The sequence below is a fragment of the Streptococcus sp. 2022WUSS135 genome (genome assembly GCF_044427045.1).
Lineage (GTDB): Bacteria > Bacillota > Bacilli > Lactobacillales > Streptococcaceae > Streptococcus > Streptococcus hashimotonensis.
Genome location: NZ_JAOTGL010000001.1, coordinates 22,341 through 48,988 on the forward strand (window position 1 = coordinate 22,341; position 26,648 = coordinate 48,988).

The 26,648-nt window shown below is 41.6% G+C and carries 30 protein-coding genes; 29 read left to right on the forward strand and 1 reads right to left on the reverse strand.

The annotated features are described in order from the left end of the window. Positions 1-31 precede the first annotated feature (31 nt). From ODU45_RS00095 to lepA, 19 genes are all read left to right on the forward strand, one after another. Positions 32-781 carry a DeoR/GlpR family DNA-binding transcription regulator gene (locus ODU45_RS00095; protein ID WP_398580504.1) on the forward strand — a complete coding sequence of 250 codons (750 nt, stop codon included), beginning with the start codon at positions 32-34 and terminating at the stop codon, positions 779-781. Continuing rightward, positions 778-1,689: a 1-phosphofructokinase gene (gene pfkB, locus ODU45_RS00100; RefSeq protein WP_398580505.1), complete on the forward strand. Its 912-nt coding sequence runs from the start codon at positions 778-780 to the stop codon at positions 1,687-1,689. The genes ODU45_RS00095 and pfkB overlap by 4 nt, the downstream gene beginning before the upstream one ends. After that, the gene (locus ODU45_RS00105; protein ID WP_398580506.1) at positions 1,686-3,641 is read left to right on the forward strand and encodes a fructose-specific PTS transporter subunit EIIC; all 1,956 of its coding nucleotides are present in this window, start codon (positions 1,686-1,688) and stop codon (positions 3,639-3,641) included. Before pfkB ends, ODU45_RS00105 begins: the two co-directional genes overlap by 4 nt. Positions 3,642-3,736: 95 nt before the next feature. Continuing rightward, positions 3,737-4,111 carry a DUF1149 family protein gene (locus tag ODU45_RS00110; protein ID WP_002934959.1) on the forward strand — a complete coding sequence of 125 codons (375 nt, stop codon included), beginning with the start codon at positions 3,737-3,739 and terminating at the stop codon, positions 4,109-4,111. Position 4,112: 1 nt separating this feature from the next. Then, the gene (locus tag ODU45_RS00115) at positions 4,113-4,964 is read left to right on the forward strand and encodes a DegV family protein (RefSeq protein WP_398580507.1); all 852 of its coding nucleotides are present in this window, start codon (positions 4,113-4,115) and stop codon (positions 4,962-4,964) included. 8 nt (positions 4,965-4,972) lie between these two features. Then, positions 4,973-5,740 carry a 4-hydroxy-tetrahydrodipicolinate reductase gene (dapB, locus tag ODU45_RS00120; RefSeq protein ID WP_398580508.1) on the forward strand — a complete coding sequence of 256 codons (768 nt, stop codon included), beginning with the start codon at positions 4,973-4,975 and terminating at the stop codon, positions 5,738-5,740. Then, positions 5,737-6,948: a CCA tRNA nucleotidyltransferase gene (locus ODU45_RS00125; RefSeq protein ID WP_398580509.1), complete on the forward strand. Its 1,212-nt coding sequence runs from the start codon at positions 5,737-5,739 to the stop codon at positions 6,946-6,948. The genes dapB and ODU45_RS00125 overlap by 4 nt, the downstream gene beginning before the upstream one ends. Continuing rightward, positions 6,941-8,809, forward strand: a complete 1,869-nt coding sequence (locus ODU45_RS00130; RefSeq protein ID WP_398580510.1) for an ABC-F family ATP-binding cassette domain-containing protein — start codon at positions 6,941-6,943, stop codon at positions 8,807-8,809. Before ODU45_RS00125 ends, ODU45_RS00130 begins: the two co-directional genes overlap by 8 nt. Further along, complete coding sequence (locus ODU45_RS00135; RefSeq protein ID WP_253218807.1) at positions 8,810-9,145, forward strand: hypothetical protein; 336 nt, start codon at positions 8,810-8,812, stop codon at positions 9,143-9,145. A gap of 91 nt (positions 9,146-9,236) precedes the next feature. Beyond that, the gene (locus tag ODU45_RS00140) at positions 9,237-10,196 is read left to right on the forward strand and encodes an ROK family glucokinase (RefSeq protein WP_014637956.1); all 960 of its coding nucleotides are present in this window, start codon (positions 9,237-9,239) and stop codon (positions 10,194-10,196) included. A 125-nt stretch (positions 10,197-10,321) separates the two neighbouring features. Then, positions 10,322-10,600 carry a hypothetical protein gene (locus tag ODU45_RS00145; protein ID WP_253221266.1) on the forward strand — a complete coding sequence of 93 codons (279 nt, stop codon included), beginning with the start codon at positions 10,322-10,324 and terminating at the stop codon, positions 10,598-10,600. An 11-nt stretch (positions 10,601-10,611) separates the two neighbouring features. Continuing rightward, positions 10,612-10,914 carry a hypothetical protein gene (locus tag ODU45_RS00150; protein WP_109371446.1) on the forward strand — a complete coding sequence of 101 codons (303 nt, stop codon included), beginning with the start codon at positions 10,612-10,614 and terminating at the stop codon, positions 10,912-10,914. 52 nt (positions 10,915-10,966) lie between these two features. Continuing rightward, entirely contained in the window at positions 10,967-11,806 is an 840-nt protein-coding gene (locus ODU45_RS00155; RefSeq protein WP_205028016.1) for a thymidylate synthase, read from the forward strand. 174 nt (positions 11,807-11,980) lie between these two features. Further along, positions 11,981-12,493, forward strand: coding sequence for a dihydrofolate reductase (locus tag ODU45_RS00160; protein WP_114866492.1), 513 nt, complete (start codon positions 11,981-11,983; stop codon positions 12,491-12,493). Between the two features lie 2 nt (positions 12,494-12,495). After that, on the forward strand, positions 12,496-12,669 hold the full coding sequence (locus tag ODU45_RS00165; protein ID WP_024411302.1) for a hypothetical protein: 174 nt from the start codon (positions 12,496-12,498) through the stop codon (positions 12,667-12,669). A gap of 21 nt (positions 12,670-12,690) precedes the next feature. Beyond that, on the forward strand, positions 12,691-13,917 hold the full coding sequence (gene clpX, locus ODU45_RS00170) for an ATP-dependent Clp protease ATP-binding subunit ClpX (RefSeq protein WP_002934974.1): 1,227 nt from the start codon (positions 12,691-12,693) through the stop codon (positions 13,915-13,917). A 53-nt stretch (positions 13,918-13,970) separates the two neighbouring features. After that, positions 13,971-14,558: a ribosome biogenesis GTP-binding protein YihA/YsxC gene (gene yihA, locus ODU45_RS00175; RefSeq protein WP_014637952.1), complete on the forward strand. Its 588-nt coding sequence runs from the start codon at positions 13,971-13,973 to the stop codon at positions 14,556-14,558. 22 nt (positions 14,559-14,580) lie between these two features. Further along, on the forward strand, positions 14,581-14,994 hold the full coding sequence (ndk, locus tag ODU45_RS00180; protein ID WP_398580511.1) for a nucleoside-diphosphate kinase: 414 nt from the start codon (positions 14,581-14,583) through the stop codon (positions 14,992-14,994). 237 nt (positions 14,995-15,231) lie between these two features. Then, positions 15,232-17,064: a translation elongation factor 4 gene (gene lepA / locus ODU45_RS00185; protein WP_398580512.1), complete on the forward strand. Its 1,833-nt coding sequence runs from the start codon at positions 15,232-15,234 to the stop codon at positions 17,062-17,064. Between the two features lie 49 nt (positions 17,065-17,113). Here the strand turns inward: lepA and ODU45_RS00190 are convergent, their stop codons facing one another. After that, positions 17,114-17,296 (reverse strand): 4-oxalocrotonate tautomerase, encoded by a 183-nt coding sequence (locus tag ODU45_RS00190; RefSeq protein ID WP_002934978.1) that lies wholly within the window; start codon positions 17,294-17,296, stop codon positions 17,114-17,116. A gap of 134 nt (positions 17,297-17,430) precedes the next feature. Between ODU45_RS00190 and ODU45_RS00195 the strand changes: the two genes are divergently transcribed. From ODU45_RS00195 to ODU45_RS00240, 10 genes are all read left to right on the forward strand, one after another. Continuing rightward, the gene (locus ODU45_RS00195) at positions 17,431-18,744 is read left to right on the forward strand and encodes an excalibur calcium-binding domain-containing protein (RefSeq protein WP_398580513.1); all 1,314 of its coding nucleotides are present in this window, start codon (positions 17,431-17,433) and stop codon (positions 18,742-18,744) included. Positions 18,745-19,126: 382 nt separating this feature from the next. Beyond that, a complete protein-coding gene (locus ODU45_RS00200; RefSeq protein ID WP_012028098.1) occupies positions 19,127-19,708 on the forward strand; it encodes a thymidine kinase in 582 nt (193 codons plus the stop codon). A 279-nt stretch (positions 19,709-19,987) separates the two neighbouring features. Further along, entirely contained in the window at positions 19,988-21,067 is a 1,080-nt protein-coding gene (gene prfA / locus ODU45_RS00205) for a peptide chain release factor 1 (protein ID WP_015646857.1), read from the forward strand. Next, the gene (gene prmC / locus ODU45_RS00210) at positions 21,067-21,900 is read left to right on the forward strand and encodes a peptide chain release factor N(5)-glutamine methyltransferase (protein WP_398580514.1); all 834 of its coding nucleotides are present in this window, start codon (positions 21,067-21,069) and stop codon (positions 21,898-21,900) included. The genes prfA and prmC overlap by 1 nt, the downstream gene beginning before the upstream one ends. After that, positions 21,887-22,495 carry an L-threonylcarbamoyladenylate synthase gene (locus ODU45_RS00215; protein WP_398580515.1) on the forward strand — a complete coding sequence of 203 codons (609 nt, stop codon included), beginning with the start codon at positions 21,887-21,889 and terminating at the stop codon, positions 22,493-22,495. The genes prmC and ODU45_RS00215 overlap by 14 nt, the downstream gene beginning before the upstream one ends. Then, positions 22,492-22,923 (forward strand): GNAT family N-acetyltransferase, encoded by a 432-nt coding sequence (locus ODU45_RS00220; protein ID WP_015646854.1) that lies wholly within the window; start codon positions 22,492-22,494, stop codon positions 22,921-22,923. The genes ODU45_RS00215 and ODU45_RS00220 overlap by 4 nt, the downstream gene beginning before the upstream one ends. A 23-nt stretch (positions 22,924-22,946) precedes the next feature. After that, entirely contained in the window at positions 22,947-24,206 is a 1,260-nt protein-coding gene (gene glyA / locus ODU45_RS00225) for a serine hydroxymethyltransferase (protein WP_014637944.1), read from the forward strand. Next, complete coding sequence (locus tag ODU45_RS00230) at positions 24,206-25,180, forward strand: nucleoid-associated protein (RefSeq protein WP_398580516.1); 975 nt, start codon at positions 24,206-24,208, stop codon at positions 25,178-25,180. The genes glyA and ODU45_RS00230 overlap by 1 nt, the downstream gene beginning before the upstream one ends. Then, positions 25,181-25,780, forward strand: a complete 600-nt coding sequence (locus ODU45_RS00235) for a lysozyme family protein (protein ID WP_002934990.1) — start codon at positions 25,181-25,183, stop codon at positions 25,778-25,780. It begins immediately after the preceding gene. A gap of 101 nt (positions 25,781-25,881) precedes the next feature. Then, on the forward strand, positions 25,882-26,640 hold the full coding sequence (locus tag ODU45_RS00240; RefSeq protein WP_398580517.1) for an SDR family NAD(P)-dependent oxidoreductase: 759 nt from the start codon (positions 25,882-25,884) through the stop codon (positions 26,638-26,640). Positions 26,641-26,648: the final 8 nt, after the last annotated feature.

Consider the following 26,648-nt stretch of genomic DNA (forward strand, 5'->3'; position numbering starts at 1 on the left):
TAATGATTTTTGTAAACGATTGCAGGAGGTGTTGAACATACTCAAATCAGAACGAAAACAGATTATATTGGAGCGAATACACTCGCAACAGTTTGTTCGGCTAGAGGAATTAATCGAAGTTCTTGATACATCTGAGTCTACTGTACGTAGGGATTTGGACGAGTTGGAAAACGAAGGTAAGCTTCGTCGTGTACACGGCGGTGCTGAAGCGCCAGGAAATTTGCAACTCGAAGAGTCTATTCTAGAAAAATCTGTCAAAAACGTTCAAGAAAAACGAGAGATTGCGGAAAGAGCAGCTCGACAGATTGTTAACGGAGACGTAATTTTTTTAGATGCAGGTACAACCACAGGGGTACTGATTGATTATCTTCAACAGGAAAATCTGACAGTCGTGACCAACTCTATCCACCACGCGGTAAGATTAGTTGAACACAAGATAAAAACAATCATTATAGGTGGTTTTGTTAAGCAATCAACAGATGCTTCCGTTGGAGCAGTAGCATTGGAACAAATTCGACAGCTCAATTTTGATAAGGCATTTCTGGGGATGAATGGTATTGATAAAAACTATTTTACAACGCCAGATATTGAAGAAGCGACCATCAAACGCACTATCATAGACAATGCCAAAGAAAGCTATGTTTTGGCAGATGCTTCTAAAATTGGTCAATTCTCCTTTGTTAAAGTTGCGGCAATCGAAAAATCCAACATTATCTGCCAATCTTCAGAAAGCAGTTTGTTGGACATCATAAAAGAGAAAACGAGGGTAATCGAGGTATGATTTATACAGTTACGCTCAATCCAGCGATTGACTATATCGTTCGTTTAGAACATGTCGAGACGGGCAGTGTCAATCGTATGGAGAGCGACGATAAGTATGCCGGCGGTAAGGGAATTAACGTTAGCCGTGTTTTGAAGCGCTTGGGCTATCCGAATACAGCAACGGGTTTCCTTGGGGGATTCACAGGTCAGTTCATCAAAGATGGATTGATTGCCGAAGGAATTGATACTGATTTTGTTCAGGTTGATCAAGATACACGTATTAACGTGAAAATCAAAGCTGACCAAGAAACAGAAATTAACGGTTTAGGTCCGATTGTGACAGATACACAGTTGGCCGAATTAGAAATGGTCTTAGCAGGATTGACCAAGGAAGACACAGTTGTTTTTGCTGGGTCTGCTCCAGCTAGTCTTGGAAATGAAGTCTACAATAGGCTGATTCCTGTGGCGAAAAAAGCAGGAGTGCAAGTTGTCTGTGACTTTGAAGGCCAAACGCTTCTAGACTCATTAGCACACCAGCCACTCTTGGTCAAGCCAAACAACCATGAACTTGAAGCAATCTTTAACGTCGAGTTGAATGGTATTGCAGACATCGAGACCTACGCTAAGAAAATCTTAGATATGGGAGCTCAGAATGTTATCATTTCCATGGCAGGGGATGGGGCTTTGTTGGTCACTCCAGCAGCTACTTACTTTGCCAAACCAATCAAGGGAACAGTGAAAAATTCTGTCGGAGCTGGAGATTCCATGGTGGCAGGATTTACTGGCGAATACGTTCGCTCACAAGACCCAATCGAAGCCCTAAAATGGGGAGTTGCTTGCGGTACGGCAACAGCCTTTTCAGACGATTTGGCAAGTATCGAATTTATTAAGGAAACTTATGAAAAAGTTGAGGTAGAAACACTATGAAAATTCAAGACGTTTTGAGAAAAGATGTCATGTTGCTTGATTTGCAAGCGACAAGCAAGGAAGCAGTTATCGATGAAATGATTGCTAGTTTGGTTGATAAAGGTTATGTAACGGATTTTGAGGTATTCAAAACAGGTATCCTAAACCGTGAAGCCCAAACGACAACAGGTCTTGGTGACGGTATTGCCATGCCACACGCTAAAAATGCTGCTGTCAAAGAAGCGACTGTTCTCTTTGCAAAATCAAACAAGGGCGTTGACTATGCAAGTCTTGATGGTCAACCAACCGACTTGTTCTTCATGATTGCAGCTCCAGAAGGTGCTAACGATACCCACTTGGCTGCCCTTGCTGAATTGTCTAAATACTTGATGAAAGCTGGATTTGCTGATAGACTTCGTGCGGCAACAAATCCTGAAGAAGTGATTGCAGTCTTCGATACAGCTGAAGCCGCAGATAAGGCAGTTGAAGAAGTGGTTGCAGCACCAAGTGGTGACCGTCCATTTATCGTTGCAGTAACAGCTTGTACAACAGGTATTGCTCACACTTACATGGCAGAAGAAGCACTTAAGAAACAAGCTGCTGAGATGGGAGTTGGCATCAAGGTTGAAACCAACGGTGCTTCAGGTGTTGGAAACAAACTAACCGCTGAGGACATCAAGAATGCAGCTGGTGTTATCATTGCAGCAGATAAGGCTGTCGATATGCCTCGTTTCAATGGCAAACCTTTGGTATCTCGTCCAGTTGCAGCTGGAATCAAACAACCAGAAGAATTAATTAACCTTATCTTGGAGGGTAAAGCATCAGCTTACACAGCGTCAGAAGGAGTAGCTACTGTGGAATCTTCAGAAAAACTCAGTCTTGGTAAAGCGTTCTATAAACACTTGATGAGCGGTGTTTCTCAAATGTTGCCATTCGTTATCGGTGGCGGTATCTTGATTGCCCTTGCCTTCCTATTCGATGGAGCTCTAGGTGTGCCGCAAGACAGCCTTGGTAGTCTTGGTTCATACCATGAAATCGCAGCTATGTTCATGAAGATAGGTGGAGCAGCCTTCGGCTTCATGTTGCCACTTCTTGCAGGTTACATTGCTTACTCAATTGCTGAAAAACCAGGTTTGGTTGCAGGTTTCGTAGCTGGTGCAATCGCTAGTAGCGGTCTTGCGTTCGGTAAAATTCCTTACGCAGCTGGTGGTGAAGAAACGCTTGCTCTTGCAGGTGTATCATCTGGTTTCTTGGGTGCCCTTGTTGGTGGTTTCCTTGCTGGTGGTGTAGTGCTCGTTCTTCGCAACGCTTTGCGCAACCTTCCAAAATCACTTCAAGGTTTGAATGCTATCTTGCTCTTGCCACTTTTGGGAACAGCAATCACTGGTTTCTTGATGTTCTTCGTTAACATCCCAATGGCAGCTATCAACACAGGTATGAACAACTTCCTTGCAGGTCTTGAAGGTAGCTCTGCTATTCTCCTCGGCCTTGTCCTCGGTGGTATGATGGCAGTCGATATGGGTGGTCCAGTCAACAAGGCAGCTTATGTCTTCGGTACAGGTACACTTGCAGCAACTGTTGCAGATGGTGGTTCTGTTGCCATGGCAGCGGTAATGGCAGGTGGTATGGTTCCACCGTTGGCAGTATTCGTTGCAACCCTTCTTTTCAAAGACAAATTCACACAAGAAGAGCGTAACTCAGGTTTGACAAACATCGTTATGGGTCTTTCATTCATTACTGAAGGTGCGATTCCGTTTGGTGCTGCTGACCCAGCTCGTGCAATCCCAAGCTTTATCGCTGGTTCTGCCCTTGCAGGTGCCTTGGTTGGTTTGTCAGGCATCCAATTGATGGCTCCTCACGGTGGTATCTTCGTTATCGCTTTGACATCTAATCCACTGCTTTACATCGCCTATGTTTTGATTGGTGCGGTTGTATCAGGTGTCCTTTACGGAGCACTTCGTAAAGCTAAATAATTTTGATTGAAACCTTGCTTCTGGCAAGGTTTTTTAGCTATTTCACGAGGATTATGGTATAATGTGAGTATTATTGTTATTAGAGGAGTCTTGAAATGGAAATCATTCGCGATAAAGAATTTGTCAATCAGTATCATTTTGATGCCCGCAATCACGCGTGGGAAAAAGAGAACGGAATTCCGGAAACAAAATTGAAAGTTGACTTTCAATTGATTGAGCAAAATCGTGCGGAAAATCGAACATCTATGATTACCATTTTGCGCTTTATGATTGTACTAGATCATTTTGTGATTTCAGGTGCCATGAGTCAGGCCGTTCACTTACCAAATCGATTGGTAGAAGAGCCAACTGAATTTACTGATGAAGAAAAACGTGTTTTGGTAGAGCCTCTTTTGGACATTTTAAAACGAATGACTTATGAGGTTACTGAAATCGCCTTTGATGCACCAGGAGTGAATTTGGAGTTTTAATATGAAATTAGCAGTTATAACTGACTCATCGGCTGTTTTGAATGTTCAAAGTCTTGAGCGGGATGACTTGTTTGTCCTAAGCATTCCAGTCAGCATCGATGGGGAAAATTATATCGAAGGGCAAAATTTGACGGTTGAAGAGTTTTATCAAAAAATGGCTTCATCGAAAGAATTACCTAAAACAAGTCAACCGAGTTTGATGGAACTAGAAGAAATTCTGGCTAAATTAACAGAGAAAGGTTATACACACGCACTTGGCTTATTCTTGTCATCAGGTATTTCAGGTTTTTATCAAAATATTCAATATTTGGCTGATGAATTTGAAGGTCTGACAGTTGCCTTTCCAGATACCAAAATCACATCGGCTCCTTTGGGCATGATGGTGGAAAATGTCCTTAAATGGGCTGATGCAGGACTTAGTTTTGAAGAGATTACTGGGAAATTGGACCAAGAGATTGGCAAAACAACTGCCTTTATTATGGTTGATGACCTCAATCATTTGGTAAAAGGTGGTCGCTTGTCCAATGGTGCAGCCTTGCTTGGCAATCTTTTGAGCATCAAACCGATTCTGTATTTTACAGGTGAGGGTAAGATTGAAGTGTACGAAAAAGTTCGGACGGAGAAGAAAGCCATTAAGCGACTCTTGGAAATCCTCCAAGAACAAACCAAAGAAGGACAATATCAGATTGCTATTATTCACGCCAACGCACCTCAGAAGGCTGAAAACTTTAAACAGCAGTTGGAAGAAGCAGGTGTCGGTAGCGATTTACCAATCGTGTCATTTGGTTCGGTCATCGGTACGCACTTGGGAGAAGGAGCTGTAGCCTTTGGTATTTCTCCCATTATTGAATAGGAGTTTGAATGACAATTAAGGTAATTATCGCAGGATTTAAAGGGAAAATGGGCTCGACGGCTGTTGAGATGGTCAAAGGTGACGCAGAACTTAGTCTGGCTGCCTTGGTGGATCCCTTTGCGACAGAAACAGAAGTAGATGGTGTTCCTGTTTTCAAGACCAAAGAAGAAGTTGCCAGCCTAGACGCTGATGTCTGGGTGGATTTTACAACGCCAAAATTTGCCTATGAAAACACTCGCTTTGCCTTGGAAAACGGCTTCGCACCTGTGGTTGGAACGACAGGATTTACTCCAGAAGAAATTGAAGAATTAACCGCCTTGTCTGCTGAGAAGGGTTTAGGTGGCTTGATTGCTCCTAACTTTGCTATTGGTGCTATCTTGCTCATGCAATTTGCAGCACAGGCAGCCAAGTATTTCCCGAATCTTGAAATCATTGAATTACACCATGACAAGAAGAAGGATGCACCGAGCGGAACAGCTGTCAAAACGGCCGAACTCATTTCCCAAGTCCGTCAGTCACAGACTCAAGGTGCAACGGATGAAGAAGAACTGATTGCTGGTACTCGTGGGGCAGAATTTGACGGCTTCCGTATCCATTCAGTACGCTTGCCAGGCCTTGTTGCCCATCAGGAAGTGATTTTTGGGGCACAGGGAGAAGGATTGACTATTCGTCATGACTCTTACGATCGCATTTCCTTTATGGGCGGTGTCAACCTCGGCATTAAAGAGGTAGTCAAACGCTCACAACTCGTTTATGGTTTGGAACACTTATTATGAAATTAAACAATCTGCCTTCTGAGTTTCAGGAGGCTTTGCCGATTTTAGAGAAAATTAAAGCAGCTGGTTACGAGGCTTATTTCGTTGGCGGTTCCGTTCGTGATGCCATTCTCGGTAGGCCTATTCATGATGTCGATATTGCGACATCCAGCTACCCTCAGGAAACGAAACAAATCTTTTCACGGACTATCGATGTGGGGATTGAGCACGGTACGGTGTTAGTCTTAGAAGGCAAAAAAGAGTATGAAATTACCACCTTTCGGACAGAGGAGGAGTATGTCGACTTCCGCAGACCGAGCCAGGTTTCTTTTGTGCGTTCCTTAGAAGAAGATCTCAAACGTCGCGACTTCACGGTCAATGCCTTTGCCCTTGATGAGGAGGCACAGATTGTCGACCTCTTTGATGGGATGACCGACTTAGAAAACCGCACCCTACGAGCTGTAGGCATCCCGGCTGAGCGTTTCAATGAAGATGCCCTCCGTATCATGCGTGGATTTCGCTTTGCGGCGACCTTAGACTTTGAGATTGAGCCGACGACATTTACAGCTATGGTTGAAACCGCACCGCTCTTGGAAAAAATATCTGTAGAACGCAGTTTTATCGAGTTTGATAAACTCTTGATGGCGGATTTTTGGCGAAAAGGCTTGCGCGCTATGATTGATTCCAAGGCTTATGATTTCTTGCCTGATTTAGCTGGAAAAAGTGATGAATTAGAGGCCATGCTAACAGGTCTGACAGCAGAATTTTGCTTTTCGACATCTGAACAAGCTTGGGCCATGCTCTTTGTCTGCCTAGGTATTGATAATATCAAGTCCTTCCTGAAAAAATGGAAAACCAGCAATGATTTCCAACGCAGCGTGGTCAAGTTGGTAGAGATTTATCAGCTTCGCCAAGCAGGACCTGTTACCAAGCAAATCTGTTTCAAGTATGGCAAAGAATTCTTGTTCTTGGTAGAGGAACTCCGTCAGGCACAAGGTCTTATTACAGATTTTGCAGCAATTGACAAGATTGACCAAGCCTTGACTATCCATGACAAGCATGAAATTGTTGTCAATGGTGGTCATCTGATGAAGACATTTGACCTCAAACCAGGTCCAGTATTAGGAGAACTACTCAAAGAGGTGGAATTCCAGATTGTGGAAGGACAGCTGGAAAACGAAGAGCAAGCGATTATGACATTTGTGAAAGGAATTTTAGAGAATGAGTGATTTTATCGTTGAACACCTGACTAAATCTGTCGGAGATAAAACGGTCTTTGCTGATCTGTCTTTCATCATCCACCAAGGCGACCGTATCGGGATTATCGGGGTCAATGGTACAGGAAAGACGACTTTGTTGGATGTTCTGTCAGGTCGCATCGGTTTTGACGGAGATGTGTCACCTTTTCGCACTAAAAATGCCTATAAAATCGCCTATCTGACTCAGGAACCTGATTTTGATGACAGTAAGACAGTTTTAGACACCGTTCTTTCATCTGACCTCCGTGAAACCCAGCTGATTCGTGAATACGAATTGCTCTTATCTCATTACGATGAAGCCGGTCAAGCAAGACTGGAGAAAGTCATGGCAGAGATGGATTCTCTCAATGCTTGGGAGATTGAAAGCCTGGTTAAAACAGTTCTTTCAAAACTAGGTTTAACAGACCTCAACAAAACTGTTGCTGAGTTATCAGGTGGTCTACGTAGGCGAGTGCAATTGGCCCAAGTCCTCCTTGGCAATGCTGACTTGCTCTTGCTGGATGAACCGACCAACCACCTGGACATTGATACCATTGAGTGGTTGACGACTTTCTTGAAAAACACTAAAAAGTCAGTTCTCTTTATTACCCACGACCGCTATTTCTTGGACAATGTGGCGACACGGATTTTTGAATTGGACCGCGCCAGCTTAACCGAATATCAGGGAAATTACCAGGACTATGTTCGTTTAAAGGCAGAACAGGACGAGCGAGATGCCGCCCTTCGCCATAAGAAAGAGCAGCTCTACAAGCAGGAGTTGGCTTGGATGCGCAGACAACCTCAAGCTCGTGCAACCAAGCAACAGGCTCGCATTAATCGTTTCCATGACCTCAAAGGCGATTTAGCCAACAAGATAGACGATAGTGAACTAGAAATCAATTTTGAAACCTCTCGTATCGGTAAAAAAGTCATTAACTTTGAAAATGTCAGCTTTTCCTATCCTGACAAGCCCATTTTAAAAGACTTTAACCTGCTCATTCAAAACAAGGACCGCATCGGTATTGTTGGTGATAATGGTAAGGGAAAATCTACCTTACTCAATCTAATCGCAGGTAATTTGCAGGCAGACAGCGGTAAAGTAGATATTGGTGAAACCATCCGCATCGGTTATTTTTCTCAGACCATCAAGGGCTTGGATGAAAGCAAGCGGGTCATCACTTTCTTACAGGAAGTGGCAGAAGAAGCTAAGACGACATCTGGTATGGTTTCTATCGCAGAACTCTTGGAGCAATTCCTCTTCCCTCGTAATACCCACGGTACCTTGATTGAAAAGTTATCAGGCGGGGAGAAGAAGCGGCTTTATTTGCTGAAAATTCTCTTGCAACGACCTAATGTTCTCTTACTAGATGAGCCGACCAACGACTTGGACATAGCAACTCTGACAGTCTTGGAACATTTCTTGCAGGGCTTTACTGGTCCAGTCATTACCGTTAGTCACGATCGTTATTTCCTAGACAAGGTAGCCAATAAAATCTTGGCTTTCGAAGATAGCGGTATTGAGACCTTCTTTGGCAACTACACAGACTATCTGGATGAGAAGGCCTTTCTGGCTTCCAGCTCTGCCATTTCCTTGGAAAAACCAAAGGAGAAAAGCGAAAAGGTCAAAGAGAACAAGAAGCGGATGTCCTACTTTGAGAAGCAGGAATGGGCAACCATCGAAGAGGATATTGCTGGCTTAGAGGAGCGGATTGCGGAAATCGAGGCGGAAATGCTGACCTGTGGTAGTGATTTTACAAAATTGTCCGATTTGCAGAAGGAATTGGATGAGAAAAACGACCTGCTCTTGGAAAAATATGAGCGGTATGAGTATCTGAGCGAGTTGGAGGGCTAGATGAAAATTCTTGTCATGTCATATATGGTCATCTATCTCTTGGTGACCTTGGGAGCGGCTTTGTTTAGCTATCTAAAGACCAAAAAAATGAATACATTGCGCTTGGCGTTAACGGTCTTATCCATGCTCTTGCTGGCTGTCACGCTTTATTTTTATGGTCAGTCTTATCACGACTTGCAGATGGTGGGGTTTGCTCTAGGATTTACCTTTATTTCTACTCTTTTTCTCTATAATGGAACAAAAGAAGGTAGTAATTTTACGACAGTTATGCTCTTTTCCATTGGAAGGTTTATCTTACATATTCAATTTTTAATTTTGCTCTATCTTTTCAGATAGGGCAATTTTTATCCGTGCAAATTTTTGAAAAGGCTTTACGCAAACCTTTGCATTGTGTTATAATAAAGAAAATACATTTGAGGTGATGATTATGTCTAAAAAAATTATCGGTATTGACTTGGGTGGTACATCTGTTAAATTGGCCATTTTGTCTACTGAGGGAGAAATTCAAGAAAAATGGTCCATCAAGACAAATATTTTAGATGATGGAAGTCACATTGTTCCTGATATTATTGACAGTATCAAGCATCGATTTGAAACTCATGGTTTGACAAAGGATGATTTCTTGGGTGTTGGTATGGGGTCTCCAGGTGTCGTTGATAGCGAAGCTGGTACTGTTATCGGTGCCTATAACCTCAACTGGAAAACCTTGCAATTGGTTAAAGAGCAGTTTGAATCTGCCCTTGGTTTGCCATTCTTTATCGACAATGATGCAAACGTAGCGGCCCTTGGTGAGCAATGGGTTGGTGCTGGAAACAACAATCCAAACGTTGTCTTTATGACGCTTGGTACAGGTGTCGGCGGTGGTGTCATCGCTGCTGGAAACTTGATTCGTGGGGTCAAAGGTGCTGGTGGTGAATTGGGCCATATCACAGTTGACTTTGATGAGCCATTTGCATGTACTTGTGGTAAGAAAGGTTGTCTAGAAACAGTTGCTTCAGCAACAGGTATTGTCAATCTCAGCCGTCGCTATGCTGATCAATACGCTGGCGATGCAAAACTGAAACAAATGATTGACGATGGTCAAGATGTAACGGCTAAGGATGTCTTTGATTTGGCAAAAGAAGGCGATGATTTGGCTTTGATTGTCTACCGTCACTTCTCAGAATACCTAGGTGTTGCTTGTGCAAACATTGCTGCAGTCCTCAATCCTGCCTACATCGTTCTGGGTGGCGGTGTATCAGCTGCAGGAGAGTTTTTATTGGATGGTGTTCGCAAGGTCTTTGCTGAAAATAGCTTCCCACAAATCAAGGAAAGTACACAAATTGTCTTGGCAACACGTGGTAATGATGCAGGTGTATTGGGCGCAGCATCACTCGTCTTGAAATAATCGTTCAAAGCAGAGTTCCCTCTGCTTTTTTAAAATCCGCCGTCACAATTTCTTTATATACATATATTGAAAAATGTAGTATTTAAGCGTACAATGAAAATGTAAATAGAAAGGAGTGTCACCTTATGAAACAGGTAAACATGTCTAAAATAATCAACTATCTGACCATTCTTGGTTTATTGATTTTGTTATCTGCCTTTTTCCTTGATAACTGGATTCGTGACTGGTTTTTCCCGTCTAGCTGGGGAAACGTAACAACCATGTTGATTCTCCCTCTACTGGGGACTCTAATTCTTATACTATCTATCTATTATAAAAAATTGTGGACTGGTTTGATTAGTATCTTCTTAATGATCTCATTTCCTCTGATATTCGGTATTGGCTACTTTATATTTGGTCCCTAGAAGGAGCAGTTATGAACCTGACTTTACTAAAAAGATTAAATCTAGTTTTGTATGGTATCGCAATTTTTCTCATCGTCATGCTATTTTTACCAATAGGCCAATGGTTTGATATTGTAAATGTGAATTTCAAACTAGCATTTTTCATCATTCCCTTTTTCGGTCTAGCTAGCTTACCAACGGCTATTTATACGAAGAATGTTCGTCAGATATTGTTGAGTGTTCTCTTGCTAGCCTTGTATTTTATATTGTTCAGTCTAGTAACTACCCTCGCTGGTTTGTTCCAGCTCAACCTCTACCCCTTGCTCTATAAATGACAACTCCAGTTCAAAACTGGAGTTTTTTGCTAGAACATGCTATACTAAACTCATGACTAAAGCAGATATTATTTTTAAAGAAAACATTCGTAAGATTATGGAAGAGGGCGTTTTTTCAGAAAATGCTCGTCCACGTTACAAGGATGGAAATGTAGCTAATTCCAAGTACGTTACAGGCGCCTTTGCTGAATATGATTTGTCTAAGGGCGAGTTTCCTATTACAACACTTAGACCTATTCCAATTAAGTCGGCCATCAAGGAAATTCTCTGGATTTACCAAGACCAGACCAATGATTTGTCGGTTTTACAGGAAAAATACGGTGTCCAGTATTGGAATGATTGGGAAGTTGAGGGAACTGGCACAATCGGTGAACGTTACGGTGCTATTGTGAAAAAACATGACATCATTTCCAAGATTCTCAAACAATTGGAGGAAAATCCATGGAATCGCCGCAATGTGATTTCATTGTGGGATTATGAAGCGTTTGACCAATCTGCTGGTCTCTTGCCGTGTGCCTTTCAGACTATGTTTGACGTTCGACGAGTGGATGGGGAGATTTACCTGGATGCAACTCTAACTCAGCGGTCAAATGATATGCTAGTAGCCCATCATATCAACGCTATGCAGTATGTAGCCCTTCAGATGATGATTGCTAAACATTTTGGCTGGAAGGTTGGGAAGTTTTTCTATTTCATCAACAATCTTCACATCTATGACAATCAGTTTGAACAAGCTGAAGAATTGCTCCGTCGTACACCATCTGAAGTAGAGCCTCGTTTGGTCTTGAACGTCCCAGACGGAACAAACTTTTTTGATATTAAAGCAGAAGATTTTGAGTTGGTGGACTACAAGCCAGTTAAACCGCAACTCAAATTTGACTTGGCGATTTAAGATGAGGGGGCTTTCCAGCACCAGTGAGATTCACATTCTACGAATCTCGGAATCTTCCCTATCTCTGAGGAGTCGATGATAGTTTCAATATGATAAAAATTTGCACTAGCCCTACTTGGTAAGTGCATTTTTCATGTTTTTTTGATAGAATGATAGGACGGAAAGTGAGAGAAAATGACTAAAAAGATTGTTGCCATTTGGGCTCAAGATGAAAATGGATTGATTGGAAAAGGTGATAGACTTCCTTGGTCATTGCCTGCTGATTTTGCTCATTTCAAGGAAACGACAACAGGTCACACGATGGTGATGGGACGTATAACCTTTGACGGCATGGGTAAACGTGCTCTTCCCAATCGTCACACCATCGTTTTGACAACGGATAAAACCTATCAACTAGAGAGTGAACGTGTTACCATTTTACACAGTGTGGAGGATGTCCTAGATTGGTATCACAAACAGGAACAGACACTATTTGTGCTTGGTGGGGGACAAATTTTTACTGCCTTTGCACCTTACATTGAAACATTAATAGTGACAGATATTCACGGTCAATTTAATGGCGATGTGTATTTTCCGAAAGCATTTCCTATGGAGAAATTTCAGCTACAAAGCGCCAATTTACGTCCAAAAGACGAGAAAAACCCGTATGATTTTACAATAAAAACCTATGAAAGAAGAGATGGTTAGGCATGGAGAGAAGTTTATTCGGTTTATTTACAGCATTTCTCTGTGGGATTTGTATTCTTTGTGCGATTCAAGCCTTTCGGAAGAAACGTTTTGGTTTAGCAATTTTATTTTTACTGAATGCTTTTACCAATCTGGTCAATAGTATTCATGCCATTTATGGATTTTTATTTAGATAAGAGATATGAAAGAGGAAACACATGGCTGTTAAGCATACTCATGAGCTAATCTATTGCTCATTTTGCGGAAAAAATCAAGAAGAAGTTAAAAAAATTATCGCTGGAAACAATGTCTTCATTTGTAATGAATGCGTGGAACTAGCACAGGAAATCATTCGTGAGGAACTGGCAGAAGAAGTTTTGACAGACTTGGCCGATACGCCAAAGCCACAAGAATTACTCAATATCCTGAACAACTACGTCATCGGACAGGATCGTGCAAAACGTGCTTTAGCAGTAGCCGTTTACAACCACTACAAACGTATCAATTTCCAGGATAGCCGTGATGAGAACGATGTTGATTTGCAAAAATCAAATATCCTTATGATTGGTCCAACTGGTTCAGGAAAAACCTTCCTAGCACAGACCTTGGCTAAAAGTTTGAATGTCCCGTTTGCTATTGCTGATGCGACCGCTCTTACTGAGGCGGGTTATGTTGGTGAAGACGTAGAAAATATCCTCCTCAAACTTTTGCAGGCTGCAGACTTTAACATCGACCGTGCAGAAAGAGGAATTATCTATGTGGATGAAATTGATAAAATTGCCAAAAAAGGTGAAAATGTGTCCATTACCCGCGATGTATCTGGTGAAGGTGTCCAGCAAGCTCTCCTAAAAATTATCGAGGGAACTGTGGCCAGCGTACCACCACAAGGCGGACGCAAACATCCAAACCAAGAAATGATTCACGTGGACACCAAAAATATCCTGTTCATCGTTGGCGGTGCATTTGATGGTATCGAAGAAATCGTCAAACAGCGTCTCGGTGAAAAAATCATCGGTTTTGGTCATAATAATCGTGCTATTGATGAAAAAGAATCATACATGCAACATATCATTGCAGACGATATTCAAAAATTCGGTATCATTCCAGAGTTGATTGGTCGCTTGCCTGTATTTGCAGCTTTGGACCAATTGACAACAGAGGATTTGGTACGTATTTTGACGGAACCAAAGAATGCTCTTGTAAAACAATACCAGACACTCTTGTCTTATGATGACGTGGAGCTTGACTTTGATGAGGACGCCTTGTTAGCAATTGCAGAAAAAGCAATTGAACGTAAGACTGGCGCTCGTGGACTTCGTTCCATCATTGAAGAAACGATGTTGGATGTCATGTTTGAGGTGCCAGGCCAAGATAACGTTAAACGTGTTCGTGTAACAAAAGCAGCAGTAGACGGTAAGGAAAAGCCTTTACTAGAAACTGCTTAAAAATAAAGGGTAGAAACTGATTGATTTCTACCCTTATTTATGAAAGGTATAAAATGCAAATCAACACACATAATGCTGAGATTTTGCTCAGTGCTGTTTCAAAAGCCCAGTATCCTGGCGATGACATTCCAGAAATTGCCCTTGCCGGGCGATCTAACGTTGGAAAATCCTCATTTATCAATACTCTTCTAGGAAGAAAAAATCTTGCACGTACGTCAGGAAAACCAGGAAAGACTCAACAACTCAATTTTTATAATATAGATGATAAAATTCGATTCGTAGATGTTCCAGGTTATGGCTATGCTAAAGTATCCAAAACTGAGCGTGCTAAGTGGGGCAAAATGATCGAAGAGTATTTGACGACACGAGAAAATCTACGTGTTGTGGTGAGTTTGGTAGACATGCGTCATGAGCCATCAGCAGATGATGTTCAAATGTATGATTTCTTGAAATATTATGAAATTCCTGTTATTATTGTGGCAACGAAGGCTGATAAAATCCCACGAGGAAAGTGGAATAAACACGAATCGATGATTAAAAAGAAATTGGATTTTGATAAAAATGATCAATTCGTTATCTTTTCTTCTGAGACTCGTCACGGATACGATCAGGCATGGGATGCTATCTTAAGTAACATCTAATAAACAGTTCAGGAGAAAAATCATGGAACGTACTTTCATCATCATCAAACCAGATGCTCTTAAGCGTGGACTTGCAGGACAAATTCTTTCACGTATCGAACGCAGGGGATTTCAAATCCAAGATTTAAAAATGGTTACAGCGACTGAAGAGCTAATCAGTCAACATTATGAACATTTGACAGATAAACCTTTCTTCCCGCAATTAGTACAATATATGACGAGCGGGCCGATGATAGCTGGCATTATAGAAGGGCCAGAAGTTATCAAATCTTGGCGAGATATGATGGGAGCTACCAATCCAGTAAACGCCCGACCTGGGACTATTCGTGGAGATTTTGCGACAGCGCCCGTTGAGGGAATTGTGGCAAATGTCGTTCATGGCTCAGATAGTGCAGAAGCAGCCGAACGCGAGATCGGTCTTTGGCTGGGAAAATAGCAGAGCAGTTCAACCACAGCAATCCTACACAAAGTTTATGTCAACATCTCAGCGCAGTGGTTGATTGGCAGATTTGTTCGTGTTTCACACTCCAAATCTGTCCTAATCAACTGTGCGGGGGTGGGAAGACGAACTCTTCTATGAATGCAGGAGTTCTTTCCCACTCCCGTTTTTCTTATGGCAAGTTCTTGGTATTTCTGATATAATAAAGAGTAATACCCTTGTAGAGGAAGAAACATGAATTTAGAAGATTTGAAAAAACGACAGGAGAAAATTCGTAATTTCTCCATTATTGCCCACATCGACCATGGTAAATCAACCTTGGCCGACCGCATACTCGAAAAGACAGAAACAGTTTCTAGTCGTGAAATGCAGGCTCAATTGTTAGATAGCATGGATTTGGAACGTGAACGCGGCATAACCATTAAGCTAAATGCTATCGAGCTTAACTATACCGCCAAAGATGGAGAAACCTATATCTTTCATTTGATAGACACTCCAGGACACGTTGACTTTACCTATGAAGTTTCTCGTTCGCTTGCTGCCTGTGAAGGAGCAATTCTGGTAGTTGATGCAGCCCAAGGCATTGAAGCACAAACACTTGCAAATGTTTATTTGGCTCTGGATAATGATCTTGAAATCTTGCCAGTTATTAATAAGATTGATCTACCAGCTGCCGATCCTGAGCGTGTTCGTCAAGAAATTGAAGATGTCATTGGTTTGGATGCTTCGGAAGCGGTTCCCGCTTCAGCTAAATCGGGAATTGGTATTGAAGAGATTCTTGAACAAATCGTAGAGAAAGTTCCCGCTCCAACAGGTGATGTTGAAGCCCCATTGCAGGCCTTAATTTTTGACTCTGTCTATGATCCCTATCGCGGGGTCATCCTCCAAGTTCGTATTGTCAATGGTGTCGTGAAGCCAGGCGATACCATCCAGATGATGAGCAATGGCAAGAACTTTGATGTAACAGAAGTTGGAATTTTCACACCAAAAGCCATTGGTCGTGATTTCCTAGCAGTTGGAGATGTTGGCTATATCGCAGCTTCTATCAAGACTGTGGCTGATACCCGTGTCGGTGATACAGTGACTTTGGCGGAAAATCCTGCCAGCGAGCCACTCTCAGGCTACAAGCAGATGAACCCAATGGTCTTTGCAGGTATCTATCCAATTGATTCCAACAAGTACAATGACCTCCGTGAAGCCCTGGAAAAGCTCCAGCTCAACGATGCCAGCTTGCAGTTCGAACCTGAAACATCGCAGGCCCTCGGCTTTGGTTTCCGTTGTGGCTTCTTAGGTCTCTTGCACATGGATGTTATTCAAGAACGGATTGAGCGCGAATTTAACATTGACCTCATCATGACAGCACCGTCGGTAGTCTACCATGTCAACATGACGGACGGTGAAATGATTGATGTAGCCAACCCGTCCGAATTCCCAGACCCAACCAAGATTGCAACTATCGAAGAACCATATGTTAAGGCACAAATCATGGTACCGCAGGAATACGTCGGTGCAGTCATGGAATTGGCTCAGCGGAAACGTGGTGACTTTGTGACTATGGATTATATCGATGATAACCGTGTCAATGTTATCTACCAAATTCCACTTGCGGAGATTGTCTTTGACTTCTTTGACAAGCTTAAGTCATCCACTCGTGGTTATGCCAGCTTCGACTATGAGATTTCTGAATACCGTTCATCCAAGTTGGTGAAAATGGATATTCTCCTCAATGGGGATAAGGTCGATGCTCTCAGCTTTATCGTCCACAAGGAATTTGCCTATGAACGTGGGAAAATTATCGTGGACAAACTCAAGAAAATCATCCCTCGTCAACAGTTTGAAGTGCCAATCCAAGCTGCTATCGGTCAGAAAATCGTGGCCCGTAGCGACATCAAAGCGCTTCGCAAAAACGTTTTGGCTAAGTGTTATGGTGGTGACGTTTCCCGTAAACGTAAACTCCTCGAAAAACAAAAAGCCGGTAAGAAACGGATGAAAGCCATCGGCTCTGTCGAAGTTCCACAAGAAGCCTTCCTCAGCGTTCTCAGCATGGATGAAGACGATAAGAAATAAACTTGATACAAAGAAACACTCCTGCATTTTGTTGCAAGAGTGTTTTCTCTTATTTACGTTTCATTTCGCCTTGTGGGTAGTAAGTCCCTTCAGGCATATCATTGATGAAGACATGAATGGCTTCTTTGGGCGCATTAGTATTACGAGATACAACTTCGGTAACTTCACGTGCTAAGGCAATCTTTTGTTCTTCTGTGCGTCCTTCAAACAAATCAATACGTACAAACGGCATATATTTCCTCCTTTATTTTTCGTTTATTGTACCATAGTTTTTATGATTCTCCAAGGATATTTTCATAATGTATTGCAAAATATATTTATATTTTTTTATAATAATATCGCGATTAACAATAAGGAGAATGATTTATGTTTAAGAAAAAAGCAACTCAGATAGTTAGCGAAACGTCAATAAAAAAATCTAGAAAGTTTCTTAATCGGAAAACAGCAGGAATAACTGGTGGTGTCCTACTTACAACATTTATCGGTTCACAATTAATGACTGCTGAGCTTCCGAAAAAAGATGACCTTTATGGACAACAGTATGTAACAGTCGTAAAACATCTTCAAGAAGCAGGTTTTAAAAATATTCAGGGGGTGGAAATTACTGATTTAGAATTTGGAAAAATAGGTGAAAGCGATCTTGTCGAACTCGTATCTGTTGACGGAGAAGATTGGAAGGAAGGACGGGCTTTAAAAAATATCCCAATTACAATCTCCTACCATGTTCCCAAAAAAGATGCCGTTGAATTCAACCTACCAGCTTCTAAAAATTTAGCAGATGTCGAGAAAGAGCTGAAAGATTCAGGTTTTAAACAAGTCGAACTAACTCCTGTTCTGCTAGTAGAAGAAGGCAATGCGGACAAAAAAGATAAGATTGATCGCCTTCAAATCGGAAATCACACCTATCAATCCAATCATTTTTACTCTACTAGTCTCCCTGTTACATTAACCTATTTTGACGTTAGCAAAGATAACATCAAAATACCAAAAAATCTAGCAGAGACTAAAACAAAACCAGAGCTCGAAAAACAGCTAACAACAGCAGGATTTACAGACATCAAGTGGACTGCTGTTGCAGACAAGGATAAAGCAAAGCACGAAAAAATTCAAAAAATTAGTCTCGGTGGCGCAGAGCTTCAGTTGCCCACCAAACAGGAGATTATCAGCAAAAAATCAACCCCCATTGTAATCACCTACTACGATTTCTCTAGCTTCGCTGAACTGCCATCATCCATTTCAACGAAAACAGCTGCAGATACTAAAAAAATGTTTACTGACGGTGGTTTTTCTCAAGTATCTGAAGTAGCAACAGAGACCAATGAAATTGCTAAAAATGGACAAATCATTGCGGTCGAGATTGATGGAAAATCTTTTAACGAGATGAATGATAAGGTCATCAAAAAAGATAGCAAAGTCATTATCAAATATTGGAATGCTGAAAAAGCTATTGCTGAGAAAGCACGTAAAGAGGAGGAAGAACGTCTCGCCGTCGAAGCGAAAAAAGTTGCAGAAGCAGAAGCACAAAGCCAAGTTCAGCAATTTGCTGCTACACCATCTCAAAACACATATTATCCAAATTGTAAGGCAGTTAGACAAGCAGGAGCTGCACCAATCTATCGCGGAGAACCAGGTTACGGTAGTCATTTAGACCGTGATGGAGATGGAGTTGGGTGTGAATAAGAAAAACATCGACAGCGTTTACATCGTTTGCTATACTATCCTTAAAGGAGGGATTACTCATGGCCTATAAATACCGTATGATTTTATCGTTCCTACTCGCTGGATTATGTTTATATCTAGTAGCAACTGTTTTTGCCGAGAGTATATGGGAAGGACCTTTGTTTCTTGCATTTTCTTTTCACTGCCTAATATATGGTTGTGTTATGCTCTACAAGTGGAAACCAACGGCAGCTAAAATCATTTTTGAGTGTGTCGGAAATTTCTTATCATTCCCCTGGTCTTAATATCAAACAAGCTCAAAACGGGCTTGTTTTTCTATTTCCATAAGGACCATTTTATGATAAAATGGAGGGAGTGAAAATTTAAGATTGGAAAGAGAAAAGTGGCTCAATTATATTATAAATATGGGACAATGAACTCAGGAAAAACCATTGAGATTTTAAAGGTTGCCCACAACTATGAAGAACAAGGAAAACCTGTTGTTATCATGACATCTGCACTTGATACTCGTGATGCTTTTGGTGTTGTATCCAGTCGTATAGGCATGAGAAGAGATGCAGTGGCGATTGACGATGATATGGATATCTTTGGTTTTATTGAAAAAATGGAACCGCGTCCTTACTGTGTTCTCATTGATGAAGCACAATTTCTTCGACGTCATCATGTCTACGCACTTGCTCGCGTAGTCGATGAATTAGATGTACCCGTTATGGCTTTCGGTCTTAAAAATGATTTCCGAAATGAACTGTTTGAAGGTTCCCAACATTTGCTCTTATTGGCTGATAAATTAGATGAAATCAAAACAATCTGCCAATATTGTTCTAAAAAAGCGACAATGGTTTTGAGAACGCAGGATGGAAAACCTACTTATGAAGGAGAACAAATCCAAATTGGTGGCAATGAAACCTACATTCCTGTCTGTCGCAAACATTATTTTTCACCAGAAATTAAAGATTTACCCTAATTTTTGAAAATGAAATGAGAAGCGGCTGTAAACTGAGCATCTGTATAGAACTGAATTTGCCTATGACTCTGTGCCAATTTTCATGACTTACATATTACAGAAAGGAAATGAACACGCCCTACAAGCTAACTAGAAGTGTGTTCGGTCAAATATTTAGAAAGGAATTGAATACGGGCTACGAACTGTGCAAAAAAGATAGTTTTTCCTAGGACGCTTTCGTCCTTCGTCAAAACTCCTATTTTTGCTTTGTTCGTTTAACGCCCTTAATATCTTAAAATTATGAACATCTATGATCAATTACAGGCGGTGGAGGACCGCTATGAGGAACTTGGTGAATTGTTGTCTGACCCTGATGTGGTCAGCGATACCAAGCGTTTTATGGAGTTGTCTAAGGAAGAGGCTGCAACTCGTGATACAGTAACAGCCTACCGCGAATATAAGACTGTACTTCAAAACATTGTCGATGCAGAAGAGATGATTAAAGAATCTTCTGGTGATGCTGATTTGGAGGAAATGGCTAAGGAAGAACTCAAACAAGCTAAAGCTGACAAAGAGGCTTACGAAGAAAAGCTGAAAATCCTTCTTTTACCAAAAGACCCTAACGATGACAAAAACATCATCTTGGAAATCCGTGGTGCTGCAGGTGGTGATGAAGCCGCCCTATTTGCTGGAGACCTTTTGACCATGTATCAAAAGTATGCAGAAGGTCAAGGCTGGCGTTTTGAAGTTATGGAGGCTTCTTACAATGGTGTCGGCGGTATCAAGGAAGTAGTTGCCATGGTCTCTGGTCAATCCGTTTATTCAAAGCTCAAGTATGAATCAGGAGCTCACCGTGTCCAACGTGTCCCTGTGACAGAAAGCCAAGGTCGCGTCCACACCTCAACAGCAACTGTCCTCATCATGCCAGAAGTTGAAGAAGTGGAATATGATATCGATCCCAAAGATCTTCGTGTCGATATTTACCACGCATCTGGTGCTGGTGGACAGAACGTCAACAAGGTTGCAACTGCCGTGCGTATCGTTCACTTGCCAACCAACATCAAAGTAGAGATGCAGGAAGAACGGACCCAGCAGAAAAACCGTGAAAAGGCCATGAAGATCATCCGTGCCCGTGTTGCGGACCACTTTGCACAGATTGCCCAAGATGAGCAGGATGCAGAGCGTAAATCAACCATTGGTACTGGTGACCGTTCAGAGCGTATCCGTACTTACAACTTCCCACAAAACCGTGTGACAGACCACCGTATCGGCTTGACCTTGCAAAAGCTGGATACCATCTTGTCAGGTAAGATGGACGAAGTCGTAGATGCTCTTGTACTTTACGATCAGACGCAAAAACTAGAAGAGCTTAACAAATAATGAATTACGCTCAATTATTTGCAGCATACGAAGAACAATTAGTCGCAATCGGTGAAGAGGCAGAATCCCTGTCCTTCACCTTTCGTGGCTTAAAGGAACTGAACTTTACAGAATTTCTCCTCCTGCTCCGTCAGGAAGTTACACCGACTGACAAAGAAGAGATTGATGCGATTTTTCAGCAACTTTCCCAGCACCGACCTGCCCAGTACATTATCGGCAAGGCTGATTTTCATGGCTTGGAGTTTGCAGTGGATGAGCGAGTCTTGATTCCAAGACCTGAAACGGAAGAATTAGTTGATTTGATTTTGCAGGAAAATAGCGGAGCAGGTTTGCGTATTTTAGACATCGGTACAGGAAGCGGTGCCATAGCTATTTCCCTTGCAAAAGCTAGACCTGATTGGGAGGTGGTTGCGGTTGATATTTCAAAGGATGCCCTAGCAGTGGCTCAGGAAAATGCAAGAACCAACCAAATCTCTGTTCACTTTCTAGAATCGGATGTCTTGCAAGCAGTGACAGGGCATTTTGACATCATTGTTTCCAATCCGCCCTACATCTCACCAGATGACACAGATGAAGTTGGACTCAATGTATTGACTTTTGAGCCACATCTGGCCTTATTTGCGGAAGAAGATGGACTGGCTATTTATAGACAAATTGCGGAGCAAGCAGGGACATTTTTGAAGGAGAATGGAAAACTCTACTTTGAAATTGGCTACAAGCAAGGGCAAGACCTAACTGACTTACTCGCTCTGCATTTCCCCAAAAAGCGAATTCGAGTCCTCAAAGACCAATTTGGTCAAGATAGAAAGGTTGTCGCGGATGACAATGGATAAACTCCGAACAATTCTTGAAAATGGTGGTGCTGTTATCCTTCCAACTGAAACAGTCTATGGGCTTTTTGCCCAAGCCTTGAATGAAGATGCAGTCAATCGCGTCTATCAGTTGAAACAGCGGCCGAGGGATAAGGCAATGAACTTAAACGTCTCAAATCTGAACGATATTTATTTTTTCAGTCAAAATCCACCCCATTATCTGGAAAAACTGTATAATAGATTTATGCCGGGACCGCTAACAATTATCCTAAAAGCGAACAAAAACGTTCCGTTTTGGGTCAATTCTGGACTGGATACCGTTGGATTTCGTCTTCCAAAGCACGAAAAAACTTTACGTTTGATTGCGGAAACGGGTCCCTTAATCGGACCATCAGCTAATGTTTCAGGACAAGAAAGTGGCAAGAAGTTTTCGGACATCCAGGCACAATTTTCAGTTGATTTGCCTGGCATTAAGGATGACCAAGCTCTGACAGGTATTGATTCAACGATTTTGGACCTTTCTGGACAGAAAGCGCGGATTTTGCGCCAAGGCGCTATCAGCCGCGAAGAGATTCAGAAAGCCATTCCCGAAATAGAATTTGAGGTAGTTTTATGATTCGTCCCATTGAGAAAGGTGACTTGGTAGTCATCCGAGAAATCAATGCTCAATCCTTAGGGTATGATTGTTCATTGGAACAAACTGAGCGACAGTTTTTTAGATGCACGAGCACATTGGGGCATATCTTATTGGTCTATATAGATGACATAAGTGGCGCAGTGCAAGGCTACATTCACGCACAAGTCTATGAAAGTCTCTATTCGGATACTGGCCTCAATATTCTGGGACTAGCTGTTTTGCCTAGTCATCAAGGACAAGGGATTGGAGCAAGTCTGCTGAAAGCCGTTGAGCAAATTGCACAGAAAGAGGGCTACCATTTTATTCGCCTCAATTCTGCTGAAAGTCGTCTCCAAGCCCATCTTTTCTACGAAAAGAATGGCTATCACTCCGATAAAATGCAGAAGCGTTTTATCAAGCACATTTAGCCCAATACAAAGGAGTACCGCACATGATTTTTGACAAAGTTAACTACAAAGAATTTGATAAAGAAGTTTGGGAAGCTATCCAAGCTGAAGAAAAACGCCAACAAAATAATATCGAATTGATTGCGTCTGAAAACGTTGTTTCTAAAGCTGTTATGGCAGCTCAAGGTTCTATTTTGACCAATAAATACGCAGAAGGTTACCCAGGTCGTCGTTACTATGGCGGTACGGAATGCGTTGACGTAGTTGAAAGTTTAGCTATTGAACGTGCTAAAGAAATATTCGGTGCAAAATTTGCTAACGTTCAGCCACACTCAGGAAGCCAGGCCAATTGTGCTGCCTACATGGCCTTGATTGAGCCAGGAGACACTGTTATGGGGATGGACTTAGCTGCAGGTGGTCACTTGACTCACGGTGCATCCGTTAGCTTCTCGGGTCAAACTTATAACTTTGTCGCTTACAATGTTGACGAAGAAACTGGCTTGCTTGATTACGATGCAATTTTAAAACAAGCAAAAGAAGTACAGCCAAAATTGATTGTCGCAGGTGCTTCAGCTTATGCCCGTACCATTGATTTCGCAAAATTCCGTGAAATTGCAGATGCAGTTGGTGCAAAATTGATGGTGGACATGGCCCATATTGCTGGTCTTGTAGCTGCTGGTCTCCATCCAAACCCAGTTCCTCACGCTCATATCACAACAACAACAACTCACAAAACACTTCGTGGGCCACGTGGTGGTTTGATTTTGACCAATGATGAAGAGCTCATCAAGAAAATCAACTCAGCTATCTTCCCAGGCATCCAAGGTGGTCCATTAGAGCATGTTATTGCTGCAAAAGCCGTATCTTTCAAAGAAGTTTTGGACCCAGCTTTCAAAGACTATGCTCAGAAAGTGATTGAAAACAGCAAGGCCATGGCCGAAGTCTTCCTTGCTAACCCTAACTTTAAAGTCATCACAGGCGGAACAGACAACCATCTCTTCCTCGTTGACGTGACCAAAGTTGTTGAAAATGGTAAAGTTGCTCAGCATCTCTTGGATGAAGTAAATATTACTCTCAATAAAAACTCAATTCCTTACGAAAAACTCTCACCATTCAAAACAAGCGGTATCCGTATTGGCTCTGCGGCCATTACTGCTCGCGGTTTTGGAGTAGAGGAAGCTCGCAAGGTTGCACAACTAACTATCAAAGCACTTGAAAATGCAGAAAATGAAACCGCTCTTGAGGAAGTCCGTCAAGAAGTGCGTGCTTTGACAGATCAATTCCCACTTTACGAAGGTTTATAATGGATATATATGTAAAAAAAGCCATCATACATCAATTTAGTCCTGATGATACAGAGCTGGTCCTTGCCGACCAGCTTTTGACTGTTAGCCCAAAAATAGAAGAATATTTGCGTAAAAAGATTGAACGTGTCTTTTCTGATGAAGCAAAAACAGGACAATTTAACCCCGACAATCCTTTTCTTGACTATTTAGATGGTGACCTGCTGACCAACTCTGTCAAGATTGCTAATCTCTGGAAAGAAGAATTTTCAATTTCTGAGAATTTAAAAACCAATGACCTCATTTTCATAGAGTTTGAACGAAATGGTGTTGAACATTTTGCCTTTTTGAGAATCTCACTACGTGAAAATCTCGCCCACGTTGGTCTGGAAAGCGGAAGTCCTTTAAAAATCACCCAGAATAATTTACCTGGAGCGGGTTCAGCACCTGATGAAGCCTTGATTGTCAATCTTCAAACGCGGAAGTATCATTTGATTGAGAAAAGAATCAAACATAACGGAGCCTTCCTCAATTATTTCTCAGATAATCTTCTGCAAGTTACACCAGCTATTTCTGCAAAAAAATCAATCAAAGCAGTAGAGCAAACTGCACAGAAGATTGCTGACAATTTCCATCAAGGTGATTTTCAATTTCAATCGAAAGTCAAGTCAGCTATTTTCAACAATTTGGAAGAAGATAACGAGCTTTCACCTGAAAAATTGGCTGATCAGTTATTCGACAACAACCTGACTGCTCGTTTAAATTTCGTCAATCAACTGAAAGAGGTCATACCTGATAAGATTTCCTTCGATGAAATTGATAGTAGCCGTCAACTAAAGAAATTTGAAAATCAGAAGCTATCTTTATCAAACGGAATTGAGTTGATTGTGCCAAATGCAATCTATAAGGATGCAGAATCGGTTGAGTTTATTCAAAATGATAACGGAACCTATTCTATTCTTATCAAAAATATTGAAGACATAAAGAGCAAGTAAATGAAAAAACTGATACGTACGCTGATACTTCTTTTACTGATTTTTCTCGGTTACAAATTCTATCAAACCTACAGTGCAGTAAAGCAAGTGATGACCTATCAAACTATGGTACAAGAAGTATTGGCAGAAAACGACACACCAGCTAATGAAGAACTAGTCCTAGCAATGATTTACACAGAAACCAAGGGACAAGAAGCAGATGTCATGCAATCAAGTGAGTCCGCTACTGGCTATGCTAACACCATCACGGATAGTAGAGAGAGTATCCGGCAAGGAATTATCTACCTGACAGAAAACCTACGGTTGGCTGAGGAAAAAGGAGTAGAGGTTTGGACAGCAGTTCAGGCGTATAACTTCGGTCCAGCCTATATTGACTATATTGCTGAGCATGGTGGAGAACATACACTCTCTTTAGCGAAAGAATACTCCAGAACAGTAGTAGCACCAAGCTTAGGGAATACTACAGAAGAAACGTATACCTATTTTCATCCTTTGGCTTTGCTAAATGGTGGGAAGTTATATGTAAATGGTGGAAATATCTACTATGCTAGACAGGTTCGTTTTAATATGCACCTGATGCGCCTCATTAATTTATTTTAATACCTATCAAACTCATCGGAAATCTGATGAGTTTTTTAACTACAGCATTTTTACAAACTAGGTAAAATTGTAGTATAATAAAGAGAATAGGAGACAGAGTGATGAAACGAAATGTATTGATTACAGGTGCAAGTAGTGGCATTGGCAAAGCAATCGCTTATGTGTTTGCTGCTAATGGTGATAATATCATCATTACAGGACGAAGATTGGACAAACTAGAAGAAATTAAGCAAGATATTGAAAAGCAATACCATGTTCAGGTATCAGTTCATTCATTTGATGTTACGAATATGGAACAAACGATTGTAATTTGTCAAAAAATCTTAGAAGAAGTTGGACAAATTCATATTTTGGTAAACAATGCTGGCCTGGCATTGGGATTGGACAAATTCCAAGACTATGATTTGACTGACATGATGACAATGATTGATACCAATATTAAAGGATTACTAACTGTGACACGTCAGTTATTGCCACAAATGGTTGAAAATAATGAGGGTCATATTATCAATATTGGATCAACAGCCGGTATTTACGCCTATGCAGGAGCTGCTGTCTATGCTGCAACCAAATCAGCTGTCAAGGTGCTTTCAGACGGGATCCGTATTGACACGATTGATAAAAATATCAAGGTAACTACGTTACAACCCGGTATCGTTGAGACTGATTTTAGCCAAGTCCGTTTTCATGGAGATAAAGAGAGAGCAGCGACAGTTTATCAAGGAATTGATGCTCTTCAAGCAGATGATATTGCCAACTGTACGCTATTTGTTGCAAATCAACCTGCACACATGCAGATTTCTGATATGACCATTATGGCAACCAAGCAGGCAACTGGCTTTACTATTCATAGGGATTAGAGGGGAGA